13 protein-coding genes are annotated in these 18,725 nt (G+C 73.8%); 7 read left to right on the top strand and 6 right to left on the bottom strand.

Annotation, left to right across the window (positions count from 1 at the left end; all coding sequences use genetic code 11):
• Positions 1 to 12: 12 nt before the first annotated feature.
• From ABD948_RS05580 to ABD948_RS05595, 4 genes are all read left to right on the top strand, one after another.
• Positions 13 to 2,217 carry a glycogen debranching N-terminal domain-containing protein gene (locus ABD948_RS05580; protein ID WP_345263482.1) on the top strand — a complete coding sequence of 735 codons (2,205 nt, stop codon included), beginning with the start codon at positions 13 to 15 and terminating at the stop codon, positions 2,215 to 2,217.
• A 148-nt stretch (positions 2,218 to 2,365) separates the two neighbouring features.
• Positions 2,366 to 3,658, top strand: a complete 1,293-nt coding sequence (locus ABD948_RS05585) for an MFS transporter (RefSeq protein WP_345263484.1) — start codon at positions 2,366 to 2,368, stop codon at positions 3,656 to 3,658.
• A gap of 9 nt (positions 3,659 to 3,667) precedes the next feature.
• A complete protein-coding gene (locus ABD948_RS05590; RefSeq protein ID WP_345263486.1) occupies positions 3,668 to 4,207 on the top strand; it encodes a 2'-5' RNA ligase family protein in 540 nt (179 codons plus the stop codon).
• Between the two features lie 31 nt (positions 4,208 to 4,238).
• Positions 4,239 to 5,321: a YihY/virulence factor BrkB family protein gene (locus tag ABD948_RS05595; RefSeq protein ID WP_345263488.1), complete on the top strand. Its 1,083-nt coding sequence runs from the start codon at positions 4,239 to 4,241 to the stop codon at positions 5,319 to 5,321.
• A 90-nt stretch (positions 5,322 to 5,411) separates the two neighbouring features.
• On the opposite strand, the gene ABD948_RS05600 is transcribed toward ABD948_RS05595, so the two are convergent.
• From ABD948_RS05600 to ABD948_RS05625, 6 genes are all read right to left on the bottom strand, one after another.
• Entirely contained in the window at positions 5,412 to 6,155 is a 744-nt protein-coding gene (locus ABD948_RS05600; RefSeq protein ID WP_345263490.1) for a succinate dehydrogenase/fumarate reductase iron-sulfur subunit, read from the bottom strand.
• Positions 6,155 to 8,179, bottom strand: a complete 2,025-nt coding sequence (locus ABD948_RS05605; protein ID WP_345263492.1) for a fumarate reductase/succinate dehydrogenase flavoprotein subunit — start codon at positions 8,177 to 8,179, stop codon at positions 6,155 to 6,157. Before ABD948_RS05605 ends, ABD948_RS05600 begins: the two co-directional genes overlap by 1 nt.
• Positions 8,180 to 8,208: 29 nt before the next feature.
• Positions 8,209 to 8,946 carry a succinate dehydrogenase cytochrome b subunit gene (locus ABD948_RS05610; RefSeq protein WP_345263494.1) on the bottom strand — a complete coding sequence of 246 codons (738 nt, stop codon included), beginning with the start codon at positions 8,944 to 8,946 and terminating at the stop codon, positions 8,209 to 8,211.
• 88 nt (positions 8,947 to 9,034) lie between these two features.
• Positions 9,035 to 10,099, bottom strand: a complete 1,065-nt coding sequence (locus ABD948_RS05615) for a glycosyltransferase (protein WP_345263496.1) — start codon at positions 10,097 to 10,099, stop codon at positions 9,035 to 9,037.
• Between the two features lie 151 nt (positions 10,100 to 10,250).
• A complete protein-coding gene (locus ABD948_RS05620) occupies positions 10,251 to 13,481 on the bottom strand; it encodes an ATP-binding protein (protein ID WP_345263498.1) in 3,231 nt (1,076 codons plus the stop codon).
• 74 nt (positions 13,482 to 13,555) lie between these two features.
• Positions 13,556 to 13,963: a hypothetical protein gene (locus ABD948_RS05625; protein ID WP_345263500.1), complete on the bottom strand. Its 408-nt coding sequence runs from the start codon at positions 13,961 to 13,963 to the stop codon at positions 13,556 to 13,558.
• A 60-nt stretch (positions 13,964 to 14,023) separates the two neighbouring features.
• On the opposite strand from ABD948_RS05625, the gene ABD948_RS05630 reads away from it, so the two are divergent.
• Genes ABD948_RS05630 through scpA form a run of 3 tightly spaced genes read left to right on the top strand, consistent with a single transcriptional unit; the run spans position 14,024 to position 18,708 of the window.
• Positions 14,024 to 14,758, top strand: a complete 735-nt coding sequence (locus tag ABD948_RS05630) for a hypothetical protein (protein ID WP_345263502.1) — start codon at positions 14,024 to 14,026, stop codon at positions 14,756 to 14,758.
• Between the two features lie 48 nt (positions 14,759 to 14,806).
• Complete coding sequence (locus tag ABD948_RS05635) at positions 14,807 to 16,540, top strand: methylmalonyl-CoA mutase family protein (protein ID WP_345263504.1); 1,734 nt, start codon at positions 14,807 to 14,809, stop codon at positions 16,538 to 16,540.
• Positions 16,537 to 18,708 (top strand): methylmalonyl-CoA mutase, encoded by a 2,172-nt coding sequence (gene scpA, locus ABD948_RS05640; protein ID WP_345263506.1) that lies wholly within the window; start codon positions 16,537 to 16,539, stop codon positions 18,706 to 18,708. Before ABD948_RS05635 ends, scpA begins: the two co-directional genes overlap by 4 nt.
• Positions 18,709 to 18,725: the final 17 nt, after the last annotated feature.

The raw sequence follows: 18,725 nt of genomic DNA on the forward strand, positions 1-18,725 counted from the left end.
AAACTACGGAACGTGACGGAGGTTACCCACGACGACCGCGCCGAGACAACCCCCACGCCCGGCCCGCCGCTGCAGCCCGCGCTGCACCGGCTCGCCTCCCTCGTGGCCGCGCCCGGCCTGCTGCTGGGCGAGCCCGACGGGCAGGTGCGGCGCGGCGGTGCCCAGGGCTGGTTCGTGGGCGACCTGCGCCTGCTCGACCGGATCGCGCTGCGCGTCGAGGGCTCCGCGCTCGAGTCCGTGCGCGAGGTCTTGCCCGGGGTCGCGCGCCAGGAGGTCTCACTGCTCGCCCGCTCGCTGGGGGACGCGCTGCCCGACCCCACCGTGCGCCTCGACGTGGTGCGCGAGCTCGACGGTGACTCCCTGGTCGAGCGCATCGTCGTCGAGTCGGTCGCCGCCGAGCCGGTCACCGTCGTGCTGCACCTGGAGCTCGGCGCCGACCACGCGCCCATGAGCAGCGTCAAGCAAGGAACGGCCCCGCCCGCGCTGCCGGCGACCGACGACGGTGAGGGTCTGCGGTGGCAGGGGAGCGGCGTGACCACCTCCGTCCGGCCCGGGTCCGGGGCGCCGGGGGTCGCCATGCCGCCCATGCCGCCCACGCCGCCCACGCCGCCCACGCCGCCCACGCCGCCCACGCCGCCCACGCCGCCCATGGCGCCCACCGGGGCCGATGTCGAGATCGACGCCGCCGCCGGTCGCCTGACCTGGCGGCTGCACCTGGAGCGTGGCGAGCGCGCCGAGGTCGGGTGGCGCGCACGCACCACGCACCGCGGCGTCTTCGGGCCACCGCAGCGCCGGCCGAGCTGGCACCTGCACGTCCGGGCCGACGACGTGCGTCTGGAGCGCTGGGTCGCGCGCAGCCTCGAGGACCTCGCCGGGCTGGCCCTGGGCGAGGAGGAGGACACCTTCCTCGCCGCCGGTAGCCCGTGGTTCCTGACGCTCTTCGGCCGTGACTCGCTCTGGGCAGCACGGATGATGGCGCCGGTGGACCCGGCGCTCGCCCTCTCGACCCTGCGGGTGCTGGCCCGTCGTCAGGGCACGCGCCACGACGCGAGGACCGAGGAGGAGCCGGGCAAGGTGCTGCACGAGGTGCGCGCGGCCGAGCTCGACCTCGGTGCCCAGCGGCTGCCGCCGCTCTACTACGGCAGCGTGGACGCCACGCCCCTGTTCGTGAGCACCCTCGCCGACGCCGCGCAGTGGGGCGCGGACCCCGCCGGTGTCCGTGCGCTCCTGCCGGCGGCGCGTCGCTGCCTCACCTGGGTGCTGGAGGCCTCGGCCCGGTCCGAGGACGGCTGGCTGCGCTACCTCGACCACACCGGGCGCGGCCTCTCCAACCAGGGGTGGAAGGACAGCCACGACTCGGTGCAGTTCGCCGACGGCCGCCTGGCCGAGGCGCCGATCGCGCTGTGCGAGGTGCAGGCCTATGCCTACGAGGCCGCCCTGCGCGGTGCCGCCCTGCTCCGTGCCCACGGCGAGCCGGAGGTGCCGGGACTCGCGGACTACGCCGCCGCCCTGCCCGCCCGGTTCCGTCGGGACTTCTGGGTGGACACCCCGCAGGGCGGGCACGCAGCCATCGCTCTCGACGCGAGCGGGCGCCGGGTCGACGCGGTGACCTCCAACCTCGGTCACCTGCTGGGCACCGGACTCCTGGGCGAGCGCGATGCCGCCCGGGTGGCCGCCCTGCTGACCGGCCCCGAGCTGAGCTCGGGCTTCGGCCTGCGCACCCTCAGCGCCGCCTCGCCCCGCTTCTCGCGTCTCTCCTACCACGGCGGGTCGGTCTGGGCGCACGACACCGCCATCGCCGTGCGCGGGCTGGCCGCCGAGGGCGCGCACGAGGAGGCGGCCGGGCTCACCCGCGGTCTGCTCGACGCCGCGGAGCAGCTGGACTACCGGCTGCCCGAGCTGTTCGGGGGTGACACCCGTGCCGGCGACGGCGCGTCGTCCTCGTCCGCGGCGCCGTCCGCCTACCCCGCCGCCTGCCGGCCCCAGGCCTGGTCCGCCGCGGCGGCCGTCGCGTGCCTGGTGGCGGTGGCCGGGGTGAGGGTCGAGGAGGGGCGGGCGGTCGCGCCGGCCCGCACCAGCGCGCTGCTGGGGCGCTTCACCCTGACCGGCCTGCACGATCCGGCGGCGGGCCGCACGGGCGGCCCCACGGGTGGCCCGGGCCTGGAGGTGCAAGTCACGGACGGTGGCGAGGTGCGGCTGGGGGCGAGCGCCCGGTAGCCGGGTGCGGGGAGCATCACCGCACCGCGGAATTGCCGGGGCGGCAGCGCGGTTGGACGATGGGTGGCGCGCGATCCTCGGCCCGGCGCGGTGCGACCGTCCGGGCTGCGTGCACCGCACCCACGTGTCCCGCCGACGAGAGAGAGCCGTGACCCTCACCGCCCCCGGTAGCCCCACCGCCCCCCCGGGCGGCCCGACCAGCAACGGCGCACCGGCCAGCCTGTCGCCGCGACGCGTCGCCGTGGCGATCCTCGCGCTGGCGATGGGCGGCTTCACCATCGGCACCACCGAGTTCGTGACCATGGGTCTGCTGCCCCAGGTGGCCGACGGCGTCGGTGTCTCGGTGCCGCAGGCCGGGCACGTGATCTCGGCCTACGCCCTCGGCGTCGTGGTGGGGGCGCCCCTGCTGGCGGTGCTGGGCGCACGCTGGCCGCGCCGCGCCCTGCTGGTGGGGCTGATGCTCGCCTACGCGGTCTTCAACGTGCTGTCGGCGGCGGCCACGGGGTTCGCCATGCTCGGCACCGCACGCTTCCTCGACGGGCTCCCGCACGGCGCCTACTTCGGTGTCGCCTCGCTGGTGGCTGCCGACCTGGCCGCCCCCGGCCGCAAGGGACGCGCCGTGGCCTCGGTGATGCTGGGTCTCTCGGTCGCCAACGTGGTGGGCGTCCCCGCGGCCACGTGGATGGGGCAGATGTGGGGCTGGCGCAGCGCCTACGGCGCCGCAGCCCTGCTGGCGCTGCTCACCGCCCTCCTCGTGCTCGCCTGCGTGCCCTCCCGACCGGGCGACCCGCAGGCCACCGGACTGCGCGAGCTGCGGGCCTTCCGCAGCGCGCAGGTGTGGTTGACCCTGCTCGCGGGCGCCGTCGGCTTCGGCGGCATGTTCGCCATCTACACCTACATCGCGCCGATCGTCACCGAGGTCGGCGGGCTGGGTGAGGGGGCCGTGCCCGTCTTCCTCCTCGTGCTGGGCCTCGGCATGGTGGTCGGCACGTGGTTCGCGGGCGAGCTCGCCGACTGGTCGGTGTGGCGGTCCCTGTTCATCGGTGCCGGCGGGATGCTCGTCGTGCTGATCGTCTTCTGGTTCCTGGCACCCGGGGGCTGGGTGCTGCTCCCCGCCGCCTTCCTCACGACCGTGATGGGCTCGGTGCTGGTGGTCAACCTGCAGCTGCGGCTGATGGACGTCGCCGGCGAGGCCAGGACCCTCGGGGCCGCGATGAACCACGCGTCCCTCAACGTCGCCAACGCGCTGGGCGCCTGGATCGGGGGTCTCGTGATCGCCTCCGGTGCCGGGTACCGCGCACCGGCGCTGGCCGGAGCGGTGCTCTCGATCGCGGGTCTCGTGGTGCTCGTCATCGCCTTCCTGACCCGCGGACGGGCCTACCAGGAGGTCGCCGCGGGTGCACCCGCGGGGGCCTCCGAGGCCTCGCGGGCCGCCCGCTAGGGTCGAGGCGTGCCGACGATCGGAGTCGCAGTCGCCATCCCGGAGCCCTGGGCCACCGAGCTCCAGGACTACCGGCGCGACGTCGGCGACACCACCGCCACCAAGATCCCCACGCACATCACGCTGGTGCCGCCCACCGAGGTCGACGGCGACCTCGCCGCGCTCGAGCGACACCTCTCGGAGGCCTCGCAGAAGGTGCCCGTCTTCGGCGTCCACCTGCGCGGCACGGGGACGTTCCGCCCCATCTCGCCGGTCGTGTTCGTCAGCCTGGTCGAGGGCATCTCGCACTGCGAGCAGCTGGCCGAGGCGGTCCGCAGCGGCCCGCTCGATGTCGAGCTGGACTACCCCTACCACCCGCACGTGACCGTGGCGCACCACCTCGAGGACCCGCTGCTCGACCGCGCCTTCGCCGAGCTCGCCGACTTCGAGTGCGTGTTCGAGGTCTCCCGCTTCCACTTGTACGTGCACGATGTGGATACCGGCTGGCAGGCCACGCGCGCCTTCCCGCTCGTGGCGCAGGAGACCAGCAGGCCCGACCCGGCGACCTGAGCGGCCGCCGCCGACCGACGGAGACCCCTCAATGGCCATCGCCGACCGCCTGGCCGCAGCCCGGGCCGAGCGCCCCGCGCTCGACCACGCCCTGCGCACCCAGGAGCACTACTCCGCCGTCAAGGGCGGGCAGCAGGCCGGGGGCATGACCTACTACGGCTTCCTCTCCTTCTTCCCGGTCCTGGCGCTCTCCGTCTTCGTCGTCGGCCTGCTCTCGCGCATCTACCCCGACGCCCAGAGCGACCTGCGCCAGGTGATCGACGACGTGCTCCCGGGCATCATCGGCAGCCGGGAGGGCCAGATCTCGCTGGCCGACATCCGCACGTTCTCCGGCTGGGCGGCGGTCGTCGGCGTGCTCGGCGTGCTCTACTCCGGCCTGGGCTGGCTCTCCTCCATGCGCGAGGCGCTCATCGTCGTCTTCGAGAAGCCCGCGTTCCAGCAGCCGAACTTCGTGCTCGGCAAGCTGCGGGACCTCGTGACGCTCGGGACCGTCGGCCTCACGCTGTTCGTCTCCGTGGCGGTGACCGGCTTCGTGCGGGGCTTCTCCGACCTGCTGCTCGACCTCGTCGGTCTCGACGCGGCGTTCGGCTGGCTGGTGAGCGTGCTCACCGTCGTGGTCGGGCTCGCCGTCAACGCGCTGCTGTTCTTCCTCATCTTCCAGATGCTGGCGCGCCCCGAGATCCCGCGACGCTCGATGATCGGGGGAGCGGTGCTCGGTGCCGTGGCCTTCGAGGTGCTCAAGCTGCTCTCGCAGTTCCTGCTGGGTGCCACCAAGGGCCAGCCCGCCTTCCAGGCCTTCGGGATCGCGCTGATCCTCGTGGTGTGGATCAACTACTTCTCCCGGGTGGTGCTCTACGCCGCCTCGTTCGCCTGGACCAGCGCGGAGGCTCGGGCGCTGCGCACCGAGGGCGAGGCGCCGGTGCAGGGCCCGCAGACCCCGCCCCTGGCCCCGCACCCCGGGGGCAGCGGTCGCGCCGTGTGGGCGAACGACCCCGCGGCCGACGGTGGGGCAGGTAGCGCGGGCGCGGCCGGCCGCCGCTGGGTCACCCCGTTCGCCGGGGGAGCGGCGGCGATGCTCGGCCTGGTGGCCGTGGTGCGCCGCGGGAAGGACTGACCGCGCTCCAGCCCGAGCGAGCAGGACCCGGACGCGGACGACCCCTCTCGGCCGGTGGCCGGGAGGGGTCGTCGGTGTGGTGCGTGTGGCTCAGTGACCGTGCTTGATGGCGGTACGCAGGTCCTTGTTGAGCTGGGAGATGACGTCGAGCGGGATGCCCTTGGGGCAGGCCGAGGTGCACTCGCCGATGTTGGTGCAGCCGCCGAAGCCCTCATGGTCGTGCTGGCCCACCATGTCGGCCACGCGCGAGTAGCGCTCCGGCTGACCCTGGGGCAGCTCGCCGAGGTGGGTGATCTTCGCGCCGAGGAACAGCGACGCCGACCCGTTGGGGCACGCGGCGACGCAGGCGCCGCACCCGATGCAGGTGGCCACGTTGAAGGCGCGCAGCGCCTTGTCGCGCGGGGCGGGCACCGAGTTGGCCTCGGGCGCCGAGCCGGTGTTGGCGGAGATGTAGCCGCCGGCCTGGATGATCCGGTCGAAGGCGCTGCGGTCGACGACGAGGTCCTTGAGCACCGGGAACGGGTCGGCGCGCCACGGCTCGACGGTGATCGTCTCGCCGTCCTTGAACGAGCGCATGTGCAGCTGGCAGGTCGTGGTGACCTCGGGGCCGTGCGGCTGGCCGTTGATCATCAGGCTGCACGAGCCGCAGATGCCCTCGCGGCAGTCGTGGTCGAAGGCCACCGGCTCGTCGCCCTGCTCGTTGAGCTGCTCGTTGAGCACGTCGAGCATCTCGAGGAAGCTCATGTCGGGCGAGACGTCGTTGACCGCGTAGGTCTGCATGGCGCCCGCGGCCTCGGGCGAGGCCTGGCGCCAGATCTTCAGGGTGAGGTTCATTACTTGTACGACCTCTGCTTCATCTCGATGGCGGTGTAGATCAGGTCCTCCTTGTGCAGCACGGGCTGGCCCTCGTCGCCGCCCCACTCCCAGGCCGCCACGTAGGCGAACTCGTCGTCGTGGCGCAGCGCCTCGCCGTCCTCGGTCTGCGACTCGCCGCGGAAGTGACCGCCGCACGACTCGCGGCGGTTCAGGGCGTCGATGCACATCAGCTCGCCGAGCTCGATGAAGTCGGCGACGCGGCCGGCCTTCTCGAGGCTCTGGTTGAGGGTGTCGGCGGTGCCGAGCACCTTGAGGTCGCTCCAGAACGCGGCCTTGAGCTCACGGATCATGTCGATGGCCTTGCGCAGGCCGTCCTCGGTGCGCTCCATGCCGCAGTACTCCCACATGATGTGGCCGAGCTCGCGGTGGAAGGAGTCCGCCGAGCGGTTGCCACCGATGGAGAGGAACTTCTGGATGCGCTCCTCGACGGCGGTGCGCGCCGCGACGACCTCGGGGTGCGACTCGTCGATCTTCTCGAACGGGCCGTCGGCCAGGTAGTCGCGGATGGTGTTGGGCAGCACGAAGTAGCCGTCGGCCAGGCCCTGCATCAGCGCGGAGGCACCCAGGCGGTTGGCGCCGTGGTCGGAGAAGTTGGCCTCGCCGGTCACGAAGAGGCCCTCGAGGTTGGACTGCAGGTGGTAGTCGACCCACAGGCCGCCCATCACGTAGTGCACGGCGGGGTAGATGCGCATCGGCACCTGGTAGGGGTTCTCGCCCGTGATCCGCTCGTACATGTCGAAGAGGTTGTCGTACTTCTCGCGCACGGCGTCCTCGCCCAGGCGCGCGATGGCGTCGGCGAAGTCCAGGTACACACCGCGGCGGAAGTCGCCCACGATCGGGCCGACACCGCGGCCCTCGTCGCAGACGTTCTTGGCCTGGCGCGAGGCGATGTCGCGCGGGACCAGGTTGCCGAAGGAGGGGTAGATCCGCTCCAGGTAGTAGTCGCGGTCCTCCTCGGGGATGTCGCGGGGGTCCTTGTCGCAGTCCTCCTTGTTCTTCGGCACCCAGATGCGGCCGTCGTTGCGCAGCGACTCCGACATCAGCGTCAGCTTGGACTGGTGCTCGCCCGAGACGGGGATGCAGGTGGGGTGGATCTGCGTGTAGCAGGGGTTGGCCATGTAGGCGCCCTTGCGGTGCGCGCGCCACGTGGCGGTGACGTTGGAGCCCATGGCGTTGGTGGAGAGGAAGAAGACATTGCCGTAGCCACCGCTGGCGAGCACGACGACATCGGCCAGGTGGGTCTCGATCTCGCCGGTGACCAGGTCGCGGGCGATGATGCCGCGCGCCTTGCCCTCGACCATCACGAGCTCGAGCATCTCGTGGCGGGTGTACTGGGTGACGGTGCCGGCGGCCACCTGGCGCTCCATGGCCTGGTAGGCGCCGATCAGCAGCTGCTGGCCCGTCTGGCCGCGCGCGTAGAACGTGCGCGAGACCTGCACGCCGCCGAAGGAGCGGTTGTCGAGCAGGCCGCCGTAGTCGCGGGCGAAGGGCACGCCCTGCGAGACGCACTGGTCGATGATGTTGGTGCTGACCTCGGCCAGGCGGTAGACGTTAGACTCGCGCGAGCGGTAGTCGCCGCCCTTGACGGTGTCGTAGAAGAGGCGGAAGACCGAGTCGCCGTCCTCCTTGTAGTTCTTGGCCGCGTTGATGCCGCCCTGCGCCGCGATCGAGTGCGCGCGGCGCGGCGAGTCCTGGTAGCAGAAGGACTTCACGTTGTAGCCGGCTTCGCCGAGCGTGGCCGCCGCGGCGCCGCCGGCCAGGCCGGTGCCGACGATGATCACGTCGAGCTTGCGCCGGTTGGCCGGGTTGACCAGGCGGTTCTCGAACTTGCGGGTGGTCCACCGGTCGGCGATGGGTCCCTCGGGCGCGATGGGGTCGACGATCTTCTCGCCCGGGGTGTAGTACCCGTGGGCGTCGTCGGAGGTCTGCGTCGGAGCGGTGTTCAGGGGGGTCAGCCCCTCGTGGAAGGTGTTGCCAGCCATGGTGCAGGTCTCCTTGCTCGAAGCTCGTACTACTCGATGATGCCGACGAGGACGCCCAGCGGCACCAGCGAGAAGCCGCCGGCGACCACCACCGCGAGCACCCAGCCGGCGAGGCGGGCGCGCTGGCGCGAGGCGACGGTGTTGGTGAGGCCCAGGGTCTGCATGGACGAGAAGGTGCCGTGGTGCAGGTGCAGGGCGAGCGCCGCCATGGCCACGAGGTAGAAGATCGTCAGCCACCACACCTGGAAGCTGTCGACCAGCAACGAGTACGGGTCGCCCGCGGCGGACCCGGTCTCGCCCGTGGCGACGTTGATCTTGCCGATGGTGAAGTTGAGCAGGTGCCACACCAGGAACAGCAGCACCGTCAGTCCGCCCCAGCGCATGGTGCGCGAGGAGAGGCTGGAGTTGCGGTACTTGCGGTTGGCGTACTGCACGCTGCGTGCCGCGCCCGCCCGGCGCCACAGGGCCACGGCGCTGGCCACGTGCACCACCAGGGCGAGGATCAGTCCGACGCGGATGATCCACAGCAGGCCGCTGTAGGGCAGCAGCGGCTCGCCGAGCTCACGCAGGTGCTCGGCGTAGGAGTTGAACGACTCCTGGCCCGAGAAGGCCTTGAGGTTGCCGTACATGTGTCCGAGCACGAAGGCGATGAAGAGCAGGCCGCTGAGGGCCATCGCGATCTTCAACGTGATCGTGGTGCGGGTCGCTCGCGCTCCCTTGACCAGGGAGCGCTGCGTCTTGCCGGAAGGCTGGGTCGCTTGTGCCACGATTTATGAGCGTACCCCCCGCGGGAGAGGCGGAGGTCACGCCCACGTGTGAGATAGACCCGTTAGGGCTGCCTTCGTTACCGGCGGGTCACCGCGCGGACGGGAGTGCCTCCGCACCGGTGAGCGGTCGCAGGTGCTCGACCTCCAGCTCCGCGACGGCGTCGCGCCAGCTGCGCACGGCGAGCTCGCGGCCACGCCCGCCCAGCAGTCCGCGATGCCGGTCGGCGGCCACCGCGGCGACGGCGCGGCGCAGGTCGGCGGGGTCGGCGGGGTCGTAGAGCACCCCGCTCTCGAGGTGCCGGACCACGTGCCGCGCGCCCCCGGCCCGGGGCGCGACCACGGGCACCCCGCTGGCGGCGGCCTCGCGCAGCACGTGGCAGCAGGTCTCGTGCACGCCCGGGTGCACCAGCACGTCGAGCGTGGGCAGGGCCACGGTGAGGTCCCCGGTGGTGAGCGAGCCGGTGAGGCGCGCGTCGGGCAGGCGCAAGGCGAGCCACTCGCGCTGGGGCCCGCTGCCGATCAGCACCGGTCGGATGCCGGGCACCTCGGCGAGCTCGGCCAGCCGGCGCACGCCGTGCCGCTTGTGCAGGCCGCCCACGTAGCCCACGACGACCGCGGCGCCGCGCGGGGACCGGGCACGGGCCCAGGAGTCGTGCAGCCACTGGTCACGCAGCCCCGGGTGGAAGGCCGCGGTGTCGACGCCGGGCTCCCACAGGCCGGTCTCGACGCCCTCGGTAGCCAGGCGCTGCTGCATCCACGAAGAGGTGACGAGCACGCGGTCGGCCCGCTCGGCGACACGGTCGCGCCAGTAGTCCACGGTGCGGTCGAGCAGCGGTGACTGCTCGACGACGATCGTCGGCACCCCGCTGCGCTGGGCGTGCTTGAGGGCGCGGCGTCCCAGCGCGCCGGGCGAGGTGACGTGCACGAGGTCGGGAGCGAAGCCCTCGAGGGCGGTGCGCACCTGGGGTGCGCGGGGCTCGCGGGTCTGGATCCGGGCCACGTGGCTGGCGCGGTAGCGGGCCAGCCCCGGGGCCGGCGCGACCACCAGCACCTCGTGGCCGGCGTCGACCAGGCCGTCGGCCACCGCCTTGACGGTGGTCGTCGTGCCGTCCACCTGGGGGAAGAAGGTCTCGGTCACCAGCGCGATCCGCATGGTGCGCACCCTCCTCGGCGCGTCTGGCGATGTCACCACCCCGAGGTGACCGTCGCGTGAACACGCGGCCGACACCCGGGCCGACACCCGGGCCGACAGCCGGGCCGACCAGCCGGGCCGACACCCGGGCCGACACCGGCGGTGGGTGACGTCAGGTGAGGTGGACCGCCGCGAACTCCTCCAGCTCGCGGCACGAGCGCGCCAGCGCGGCCTCGAGCTCGGAGAGCGGGATCACCAGAGCGGTGGGCGAGGGCTCGATGGCGCCCTGGACGGCCCCGCGCTCCGTCGCGTCGGCGAGCGCGGCGACCTCCGTGAGGCCGAGGGTGCCGGCACTGCCCTTGAGCCAGTGGGCAGCGGCAGCGAGCTCCTCGGGGTCGCCTGCCTCCGCAGCGCGCCGCAGCCGGTCGGGTGCGGAGGTCGCCGTCTGGTGCCAGCGCTCGAGCATCCGCAGCACCAGCGCGTCGTCGACCTCGCGCAGCTCCAGGAGACGCTCCCAGCGGCTCTCCGCGGGAGGTGACGACGCCGCGGCCGTGCACGCCGTCGTGGCCGTCGTCGCGGGCGGTGGGCCGGTCCACCGGGTCAGCGTCGCGGCCAGCAGGTCGGGGTCCACCGGCTTGGGCACGAAGTCGTCCATGCCGGCCGCCAGGCAGCGTGCGCGTTCCTCGGCGACGGTGGCGGCGGTCATCGCCACGATGGGTGTGCGCGTCCCGCCCGCCTGCAGGGCGCGGATCGCGCGGGTGGCGTCGTAGCCGTCCATCACCGGCATCTGGCAGTCCATGAGCACCGCCGCGAAGCCGGCGGGCTCGTCGGCGACGGCGGCGACGGCCACCGAGCCGTTCTCGGCCACCACCGGTGCGAAGCCGAGGCGTCGCACGAGGCCCTCGGCGACCAGCTGGTTGACCGGGTTGTCCTCGACGACCAGCACCCGGCCGCGCACCGGGGGAGCGGCCGCCGCAGCGCCGTCCGCGACGACCTGGGCCGCGCGGGGGAGGGCCCTGCCGGTGAGGACGGCCAGCAGCTCGTGCAGGGCCGAGGGCAGCACGGGGCGCGCCAGCTGGCCGTCGACGACGCCCTCCTCCACGAGCGCGGCGGCCTCGCCCCGGTCGGCGGGGGCGCACACCAGCGCCAGCCGGACCGCGGTGTGGCGGGGGTCGCTGCGCACGGCACGGCAGGTGGGGGCCTCGCCGGCGTCGCCTCGAGCCTGGCTGAGCAGCACCACCTCGAGGGGCTCGCCGCGCGCGTGGGCGGCGTCCAGCGTCGCGAGGCACTCGGCGCCGGTGGCCACGCCGCGCGCCACGACCTGCCAGGTGGCCAGCTGCCGCACCAGGTGGGCCCGCTCGTCGGCGTCCTCGTCGACCACCAGGGCGCGGGCGCCCGCCACGAGTCGTGCGTGCCCGGGCAGCGGCACCAGGTCGACGGCCGGGGCGAACGGGACGGTCACCGCGAAGCTGCTCCCGCGCCCCGGGGTGCTCGCGACCTCGATGCGCCCACCCAGGGCCTCGACGATGCGGTGGCTGATGGCCAGACCGAGGCCGGTGCCGCCGAACTCGCGGGTGGTGGAGCTGTCGGCCTGGACGAACGGCTGGAAGAGCCGCTCGCGGGCCTCCTCGGCGATCCCGACCCCGGTGTCGCGCACCTCGACGTGCACCCCGGTGCCGTCGGGCTGCTCCCCGCGCGGCCCGCTCGCCGCTCGGACGTGGACCTCGACGTGGCCGACGAGGGTGAACTTGACGGCGTTCGCGGCGAGGTTGGTGACGACCTGCCCGAACCGCACGGGGTCGCCGCGCACCAGCGCAGGGGTGTCACCCTCCACGAGCACGCGCAGCGCCAGCCCTCGGTCGCGCGCCTGGTCGGCCACCAGGGCGACGCTCTGCTCCACGACGCGACGGGGGTCGAAGTCGACGACCTCGAGCTCGAGCCGCCCCGCCTCGACCTTGGAGAGGTCCAGCACGTCGTTGACCAGCGAGAGCAGCGTGCGCCCGGAGGCGTCGATCCCCTCCGCGAGACGGCGCTGGTGGTCGTCGAGGGCGGTGCGCCGCAGCAGCTCGCCGAGCCCGATGACGCCGTTGAGGGGGGTGCGGATCTCGTGGCTCATCGTGGCGAGGAACTCGGACTTGGCCCGGGAGGCGCTGAGTGCCTCGTCGCGCGCCCCGGCCAGGGCCCGCTCGGCCTGCTCGCGCTCGGCCACGCCCGCCAGCAGTGCCAGCAGCTGGGTGAAGACGCCCAGGTCGCTGGGTTGCGGGACCGCGCTGGTGTGGGTGTCGGAGACCACGGTGCAGACCACGCGGTCCCGCACGCGCACGGGACCGGCCACCAGGACCGAGGCGCCAGCGGGTCCCGCCGGTCCGGCCGCGTCGTGGACCACGGTGGACTCCGCGGCGGCCCGGTCGGCCAGCCCCTCGCAGCGGGCGCGGACGTCCGGCGGCAGGGGAGCCGGCTCGAGGTGGGTGGTGGTGCCGTCGGACCGGTGCAGCGTCACCAGCAGGCCGGTCCAGCGCGAGTACTCCCCGACGGCGTCCTCGAAGGAGCCGAGCACCTCGCGCAGCGAGTGCGCCCGGTTGGTGACGACTGCCAGCCGGCTCAGGAACTCCAGCCCCTGCCTGTGCTCGGTGGCGGCGGTGACGTCCTGCACCGTGCCGCCCACCCGGACGGGCACGCCGTCGTCGTCGGCGGTGACGACGCCGCGGACGCGCAGCCACGCGTCCCGGCCGTCGGGTCGCGGCAGCTGCACGTCGAGCTCGATGGGCTCACCCTCGGTGACGCGCGACCAGGCGTCCTCGAGCCGCGCGGTGTCCTCGGGACGGAAGAGAGCGGCGAAGGCCCGGGCGCTGGGTTCGAAGGTGGCGGGCGTGACGCCGCACAGCCGGTAGGTCTCGGGCGACCAGGTCGCGATCCCGGTGAGCAGGTCGGCGTCCCAGCTGCCGATGCGCGCGATCTCCTGCGCCTCGACCAGCTTGCGCTCGCGGTCCTCGAGGTCGCCGAGCAGCGCACGGGTCTGGGTGTGGTCCTTGACCCGGTAGAGCCACCCGCGCACCGCGCCGTCGTCGTCGATGACGGGGCGGTGGCTCACCAGCGTCCAGACCCAGCTGCCGTCGGGCCGCAGCAACAGGCAGACCAGGTTGGTGGCCGTCAGGCCCCCGGGGGTGCGCCGGGCGGCGAGGTGCGTGCGGAAGTCGGCGGCCCCCTGCTCGTCGAGGGCGTCGAACACCGAGTAGCCGAGGGTCTGGTCGGGATGGATGCCCAGCAGCTCGGCCATCTGCTCGTTGGCGTAGGTGGTGCGGCCCTCGTCGTCGAACATCCACAGGCCGTCGGGGACGGCGCGCAGCAGCCAGGCGGGCGCGAGGTCGCCCGGTCCGTCGCCGGGGGTGGGTGCGGGGGGCACGGGCACATGCTCTCCCACGGGGGCAACGCCGAGCAGGCGAATCGCTCGGACGCACGTCGATCGTGCCCGATCGGTCAGGCCCCGATGGTCTGCTCCGGCACCTCGCCGCGGCGCAGCCGGTCGGCGAGCTCGTGGACGGCCACCCCGCTGGCCTGCCAGTCGCCGGCGGGTTGCTCGGTCCAGGGGGCCCAGCCCCGACGGACCTCGACGGTCCAGTGCCGCCCCAGCAGCACGCGCCCCAGCAGGGCGACGGGCAGCACCAGCAGCAGGAGCAGCAGCTCGAGGCCGGCCAGCAGCACGAGCACGAGGAAGGGGAGTGCGAGCACCAGCAGCACCAGGCCGACGATCGCGCTCACCGGGTCGTCGCCCAGCCCGCCGGGCAGGTCGGGCACGGCGTCCAGGCTGCCCCGGAGGCGACGGCGCCAGGGCACCCAGCGGCGGCTGACCCGCCACACCTGCCCGCCGGGGCTGCGCACCTTCACGCCGGGAGGGTAGCCGCGCGTCACCGGGCGACCCCGGCGCCGCGGTGGCACGATCCCGGTGTGAGGTCACCAGGAGCCGCCCGGCGCGCCGTCGGCGCCGTCACCGTCGCCACGTTCACCGTGGCCGCGCTGCTGGGGGTGCTGGTCCTGGTGGGCGGCGAGCTGGGCGACCTGCAGGTGCAGGTGCTCCTCACCACGCTGCTCGTGGGTGCCGCCAGCGTGGCCGCGCTCTGCTACCTGACGACGGCGGGCTCGCCGCAGTGGCCGGTCGGGGCGGCCGGCGGTGTGCTGCTGACCCTGCCGGTGGCGGCCGGACTGGTGCTGGTCTGGTTCCAGCCGCAGGACGCCGAGGGCCTGGCGCGCGCCTTCGGTGTCGGTGCCGTGCTCTCGGCCTCCTGGGCACAGGTGTGCGTGCTGGTGGCGCTGGCCCGCGGTGGCGCGCCGTCGGTGCGGGTGGTGCAGTGCCTGACCCTGGTGCCGCTGGCGGTGCTGGCGCTCGTGCTCTCGGCCATGGTGCTGGGCGCCGATCCCGGCGACGGCGGTCTGCGGGTGCTGGGGGTGGCGGCGATCCTCGACGTGCTCGGCACGGTCGTGACCGCGGTGCTCGCCCGCCTGGCGGAGGCGGACGCGGCTGCCGGGCGACCGCACCGGGCCGGTCGCGACGACGTGCTGCGAAGGCCGCCCGAGCTGCGCGCAGGACTGGACCGGGAGGCCGCGGCGCAGGGGCGGGACCCCGGAGAGCTGCTGGACGACGCCGTCCGCGGGTACCTGCGCAGCCATGGCTCGCGTGACTGATTTCACGGCTGCTACCGGCCGTGGCCCCGGGCTCCTAGGGTGCCCCCCATGACCGACGACGTCGAGGTGGAGGGCGGGCTCGACGAGCCGACCGGCCTCGAGCCCGAGCAGGGCTCGCTGGCGCTGGCCTCCGAGCACGACCAGCACGCCCGCGCCGACTGGGAGGCCGCGGCGGCGGGCGTGCTGCGCAAGGCGCGCCGCCTGCGTGACGACGACCCCGACGAGCTGGTCTGGCAGAAGCTCACCCGCACGACGCTCGACGGCGTGGCGGTGACGCCCCTGGGCACTCCGGAGCTGCTCGAGGGGCTGGCCACCACCGGCCGCCCGACCCGGGCCGGTGCCTGGGACGTGCGCTCGCACCTGGCCTCGGCGCCCGAGAAGCAGCTCAACGAGGAGGCGCTGGTCGACCTCGAGGGCGGAGTCACCTCCCTGTGGCTGGGGACCGGTGCCGAGCCCGACCTGGACGCGCTGCTCGACGGGGTGCTGCTCGACCTCGCCCCCGTGGTGCTCGACGCCCCCGCCGACCCCGTCGGTGTCGCCGAGACGTTCCTGGCCTGGGCACAGGGGCGCGAGCTCCACCCGGCGACCAACCTGGGGGTGCCTGTGGCGCAGGCGAGCGCGGCGCTGGCCAGCCGGGCGCAGCAGTCCGGCGTGCTGGCGTTCGTCGTCGACGCGACCGCGGTGCACGACCGCGGCGCCTCGGACGCCCAGGAGCTGGGCCACGCCCTCGCCGCGGCCGCGGGCTACCTGCGCGCGCTCGAGGCGGAGGGGGTCGACGTCGCCGCGGCCGCCGGGCTGCTGGAGTTCCGGCTCGCGGCCACCGACGAGCAGTTCCCCACCATCGCCAAGCTGCGCGCCGCCCGCCGCCTGTGGGCGCGCGTGCTCGAGCTGAGCGGCCTCGCGGGTGACGACGCACCGCCCATGCGGCTGCACGCGGTGACCAGCCGGCCGATGATGAGCCGCTACGACCCCTACGTGAACATGCTGCGCACCACGGTGGCGGCGTTCGCTGCCGGCACCGGTGGCGCCGACGCGCTGACCGTGCTGCCCTTCGACGCGCCGCTGGGTCGCCCGGAGGTGCTCGGCCGGCGGGTGGCCCGCAACATCTCGGCGCTGCTGGTCGAGGAGAGCCACGTGGCCGTCGTGGCCGACCCCGCCGGCGGTGCGTACGCCGTCGAGAAGCTGACCGACGACCTGGCCGCCGCGGCCTGGGAGGTGCTGGGCACGCTGGAGTCCGGCGGCTCGCTGGACGAGCTCGTCGCGGCCACGGCCGCCGAGCGCGCGCAGCAGGTGGCCACCCGGCGTCGTCCGATCACCGGGCTCACCGAGTTCCCGAACCTGGCCGAGCAGCTGCCCGAGCGCCGCCCCGACGGGGCCTTCGACGGCGTCCGCTCCTACGGCGCGGCCTTCGAGGCGATGCGCGACGACCCGCCCTCCCGCAACGTGTTCCTCGCGACGCTCGGCACCGTGGCCGCGCACACCGCCCGGGCCACCTTCGCCACCAACCTGTTCGCCGCCGGGGGCGTCGCGGTCGACGTCGCCGGGCCCACCGACGGCCTCGAGGAGCTGCTGGCCGCCTACGACGGCCAGCCCGTCGCGTGCCTGGCCGGCACCGACGCCGCCTACGAGGAGTGGGGCGCGCAGGCGGCGGCCGCGCTGCGCGAGGCCGGCGCGACCCACGTGGTGGTGGCCGGCAAGCCCGCCGACCACGCCGACGACTCCGCCGCGATGGGCGTCGACGCCCTCGCGTTCCTGACCCGGACGAGGGAGAAGCTGTCATGAGCGTGCCCGAGAGCTTCGCCGGCCTGCCGCTGGCCCCCGACCACGCAGGAGCAGCCCCGGGGACCGCTTCGGCGGGGGAGCCGTGGCTGAGCCCCGAGGGCATCGAGATCAAGCCCCTCTACACGCCGGCCGACCTCGAGGGCCTCGACGCCCTCGACACGTTCCCCGGCCTGAGCCCGTTCCTGCGCGGGCCCTACCCCACGATGTACACCACCCAGCCGTGGACGGTGCGCCAGTACGCCGGCTTCTCCACCGCGGAGGAGTCCAACGCCTTCTACCGCCGCAACCTCGCGGCCGGCCAGAAGGGCCTCTCGGTGGCCTTCGACCTGGCGACGCACCGCGGCTACGACTCCGACCACCCGCGGGTGCGCGGCGACGTGGGCATGGCCGGCGTCGCGATCGACTCCATCTACGACGCGCGCACCCTCTTCGACGGCATCCCGCTCGACGAGATGTCGGTGTCGATGACGATGAACGGCGCCGTGCTGCCGGTGCTGGCGCTCTACATCGCCGCCGCGGAGGAGCAGGGGGTGAAGCCGGAACAGCTCGCGGGGACCATCCAGAACGACATCCTCAAGGAGTTCATGGTCCGCAACACCTACATCTACCCGCCGGCGCCGAGCATGCGGATCATCTCCGACATCTTCAGCTACACCGCCGAGAAGATGCCGCGGTTCAACTCCATCTCGATCTCCGGGTACCACATCCAGGAGGCCGGGGCGACCCAGGACCTCGAGCTGGCCTACACGCTGGCCGACGGCGTGGAGTACATCCGCGCCGGTCTCGACGCGGGCCTCACCATCGACAAGTTCGCGCCGCGACTGTCGTTCTTCTGGGCGATCGGCATGAACTTCTACATGGAGGTGGCCAAGCTGCGCGCCGCCCGCGCGCTGTGGGCCCGGCTGGTGCGCGAGTTCGGCCCGAGCAACCCCAAGTCGCTCAGCCTGCGGACGCACAGCCAGACCTCGGGCTGGTCACTGACCGCGCAGGACGTCTACAACAACGTGGGCCGCACCTGCATCGAGGCGATGGCGGCCACCCAGGGTCACACCCAGAGCCTGCACACCAACGCCCTCGACGAAGCCATCGCGCTGCCCACCGACTTCTCGGCGCGGATCGCCCGCAACACCCAGCTGCTGCTTCAGCAGGAGTCCGGCACCACCGGCACCATCGACCCCTGGGCCGGCTCCTACTACGTGGAGCGGCTCACCCACGACCTCGCCGAGCGCGCCTGGGCGCACATCCAGGAGGCCGAGCAGGCCGGCGGCATGGCCAAGGCCATCGAGCAGGGCATCCCCAAGATGCGCATCGAGGAGGCGGCCGCCCGCACCCAGGCGCGCATCGACTCCGGCGCCCAGAAGGTGATCGGCGTCAACACCTACCGCCTGGCCGCCGAGGACGCGCTCGACGTGCTGCGCGTCGACAACGACGACGTGTACCGCCAGCAGATCGCCAAGCTGGAGCGGCTCCGCGCCGAGCGCGACGACGAGGCGGTGCGCAGCGCGCTCGAGGCGCTCACCGGCTCCGCCGAGCGGGGTGCCAGCAAGGGCTCGCTCGACGGCAACCTGCTCGCGCTCGCCGTCGACGCCGCGCGGGCCAAGGCCACGGTGGGCGAGATCTCCGAGGCCCTGGAGAAGGTCTACGGCCGCCACCAGGCCGTCATCCGTACGATCAGCGGCGTGTACCGCGACGAGTCCGCCGCCGCCGGCGACGGCCTGGTGCAGCAGGTGCGCGAGGCCACCGACACCTTCGAGGAGGCCGAGGGACGCCGTCCGCGCATCCTGGTGGCCAAGATGGGCCAGGACGGTCACGACCGCGGCCAGAAGGTGGTCGTCTCCGCCTTCGCCGACATGGGCTTCGACGTCGACGTGGGGCCGCTGTTCTCCACGCCCGAGGAGGTCGCGCAGCAGGCGGTCGACGCCGACGTGCACATCGTCGGCGTCAGCTCGCTCGCCGCGGGCCACCTCGCGCTGCTGCCGGCGCTGAAGTCCGCGCTGGCCGAGCAGGGCCGCCCCGACATCATGACGGTGATCGGCGGCGTCATCCCGCCCGACGACGTGTCCACGCTGCAGGAGATGGGGGCGGCCGCCGTCTTCCAGCCCGGCACCGTGATCGCGGAGTCCGCGCTCGACCTGCTGGCCAAGCTGCGCGAGCAGCTGGGTCACTGACGGCGGCGGACGGCTCC

This window comes from Nocardioides nanhaiensis, assembly GCF_039542785.1.
Lineage (GTDB): Bacteria > Actinomycetota > Actinomycetes > Propionibacteriales > Nocardioidaceae > Nocardioides > Nocardioides nanhaiensis.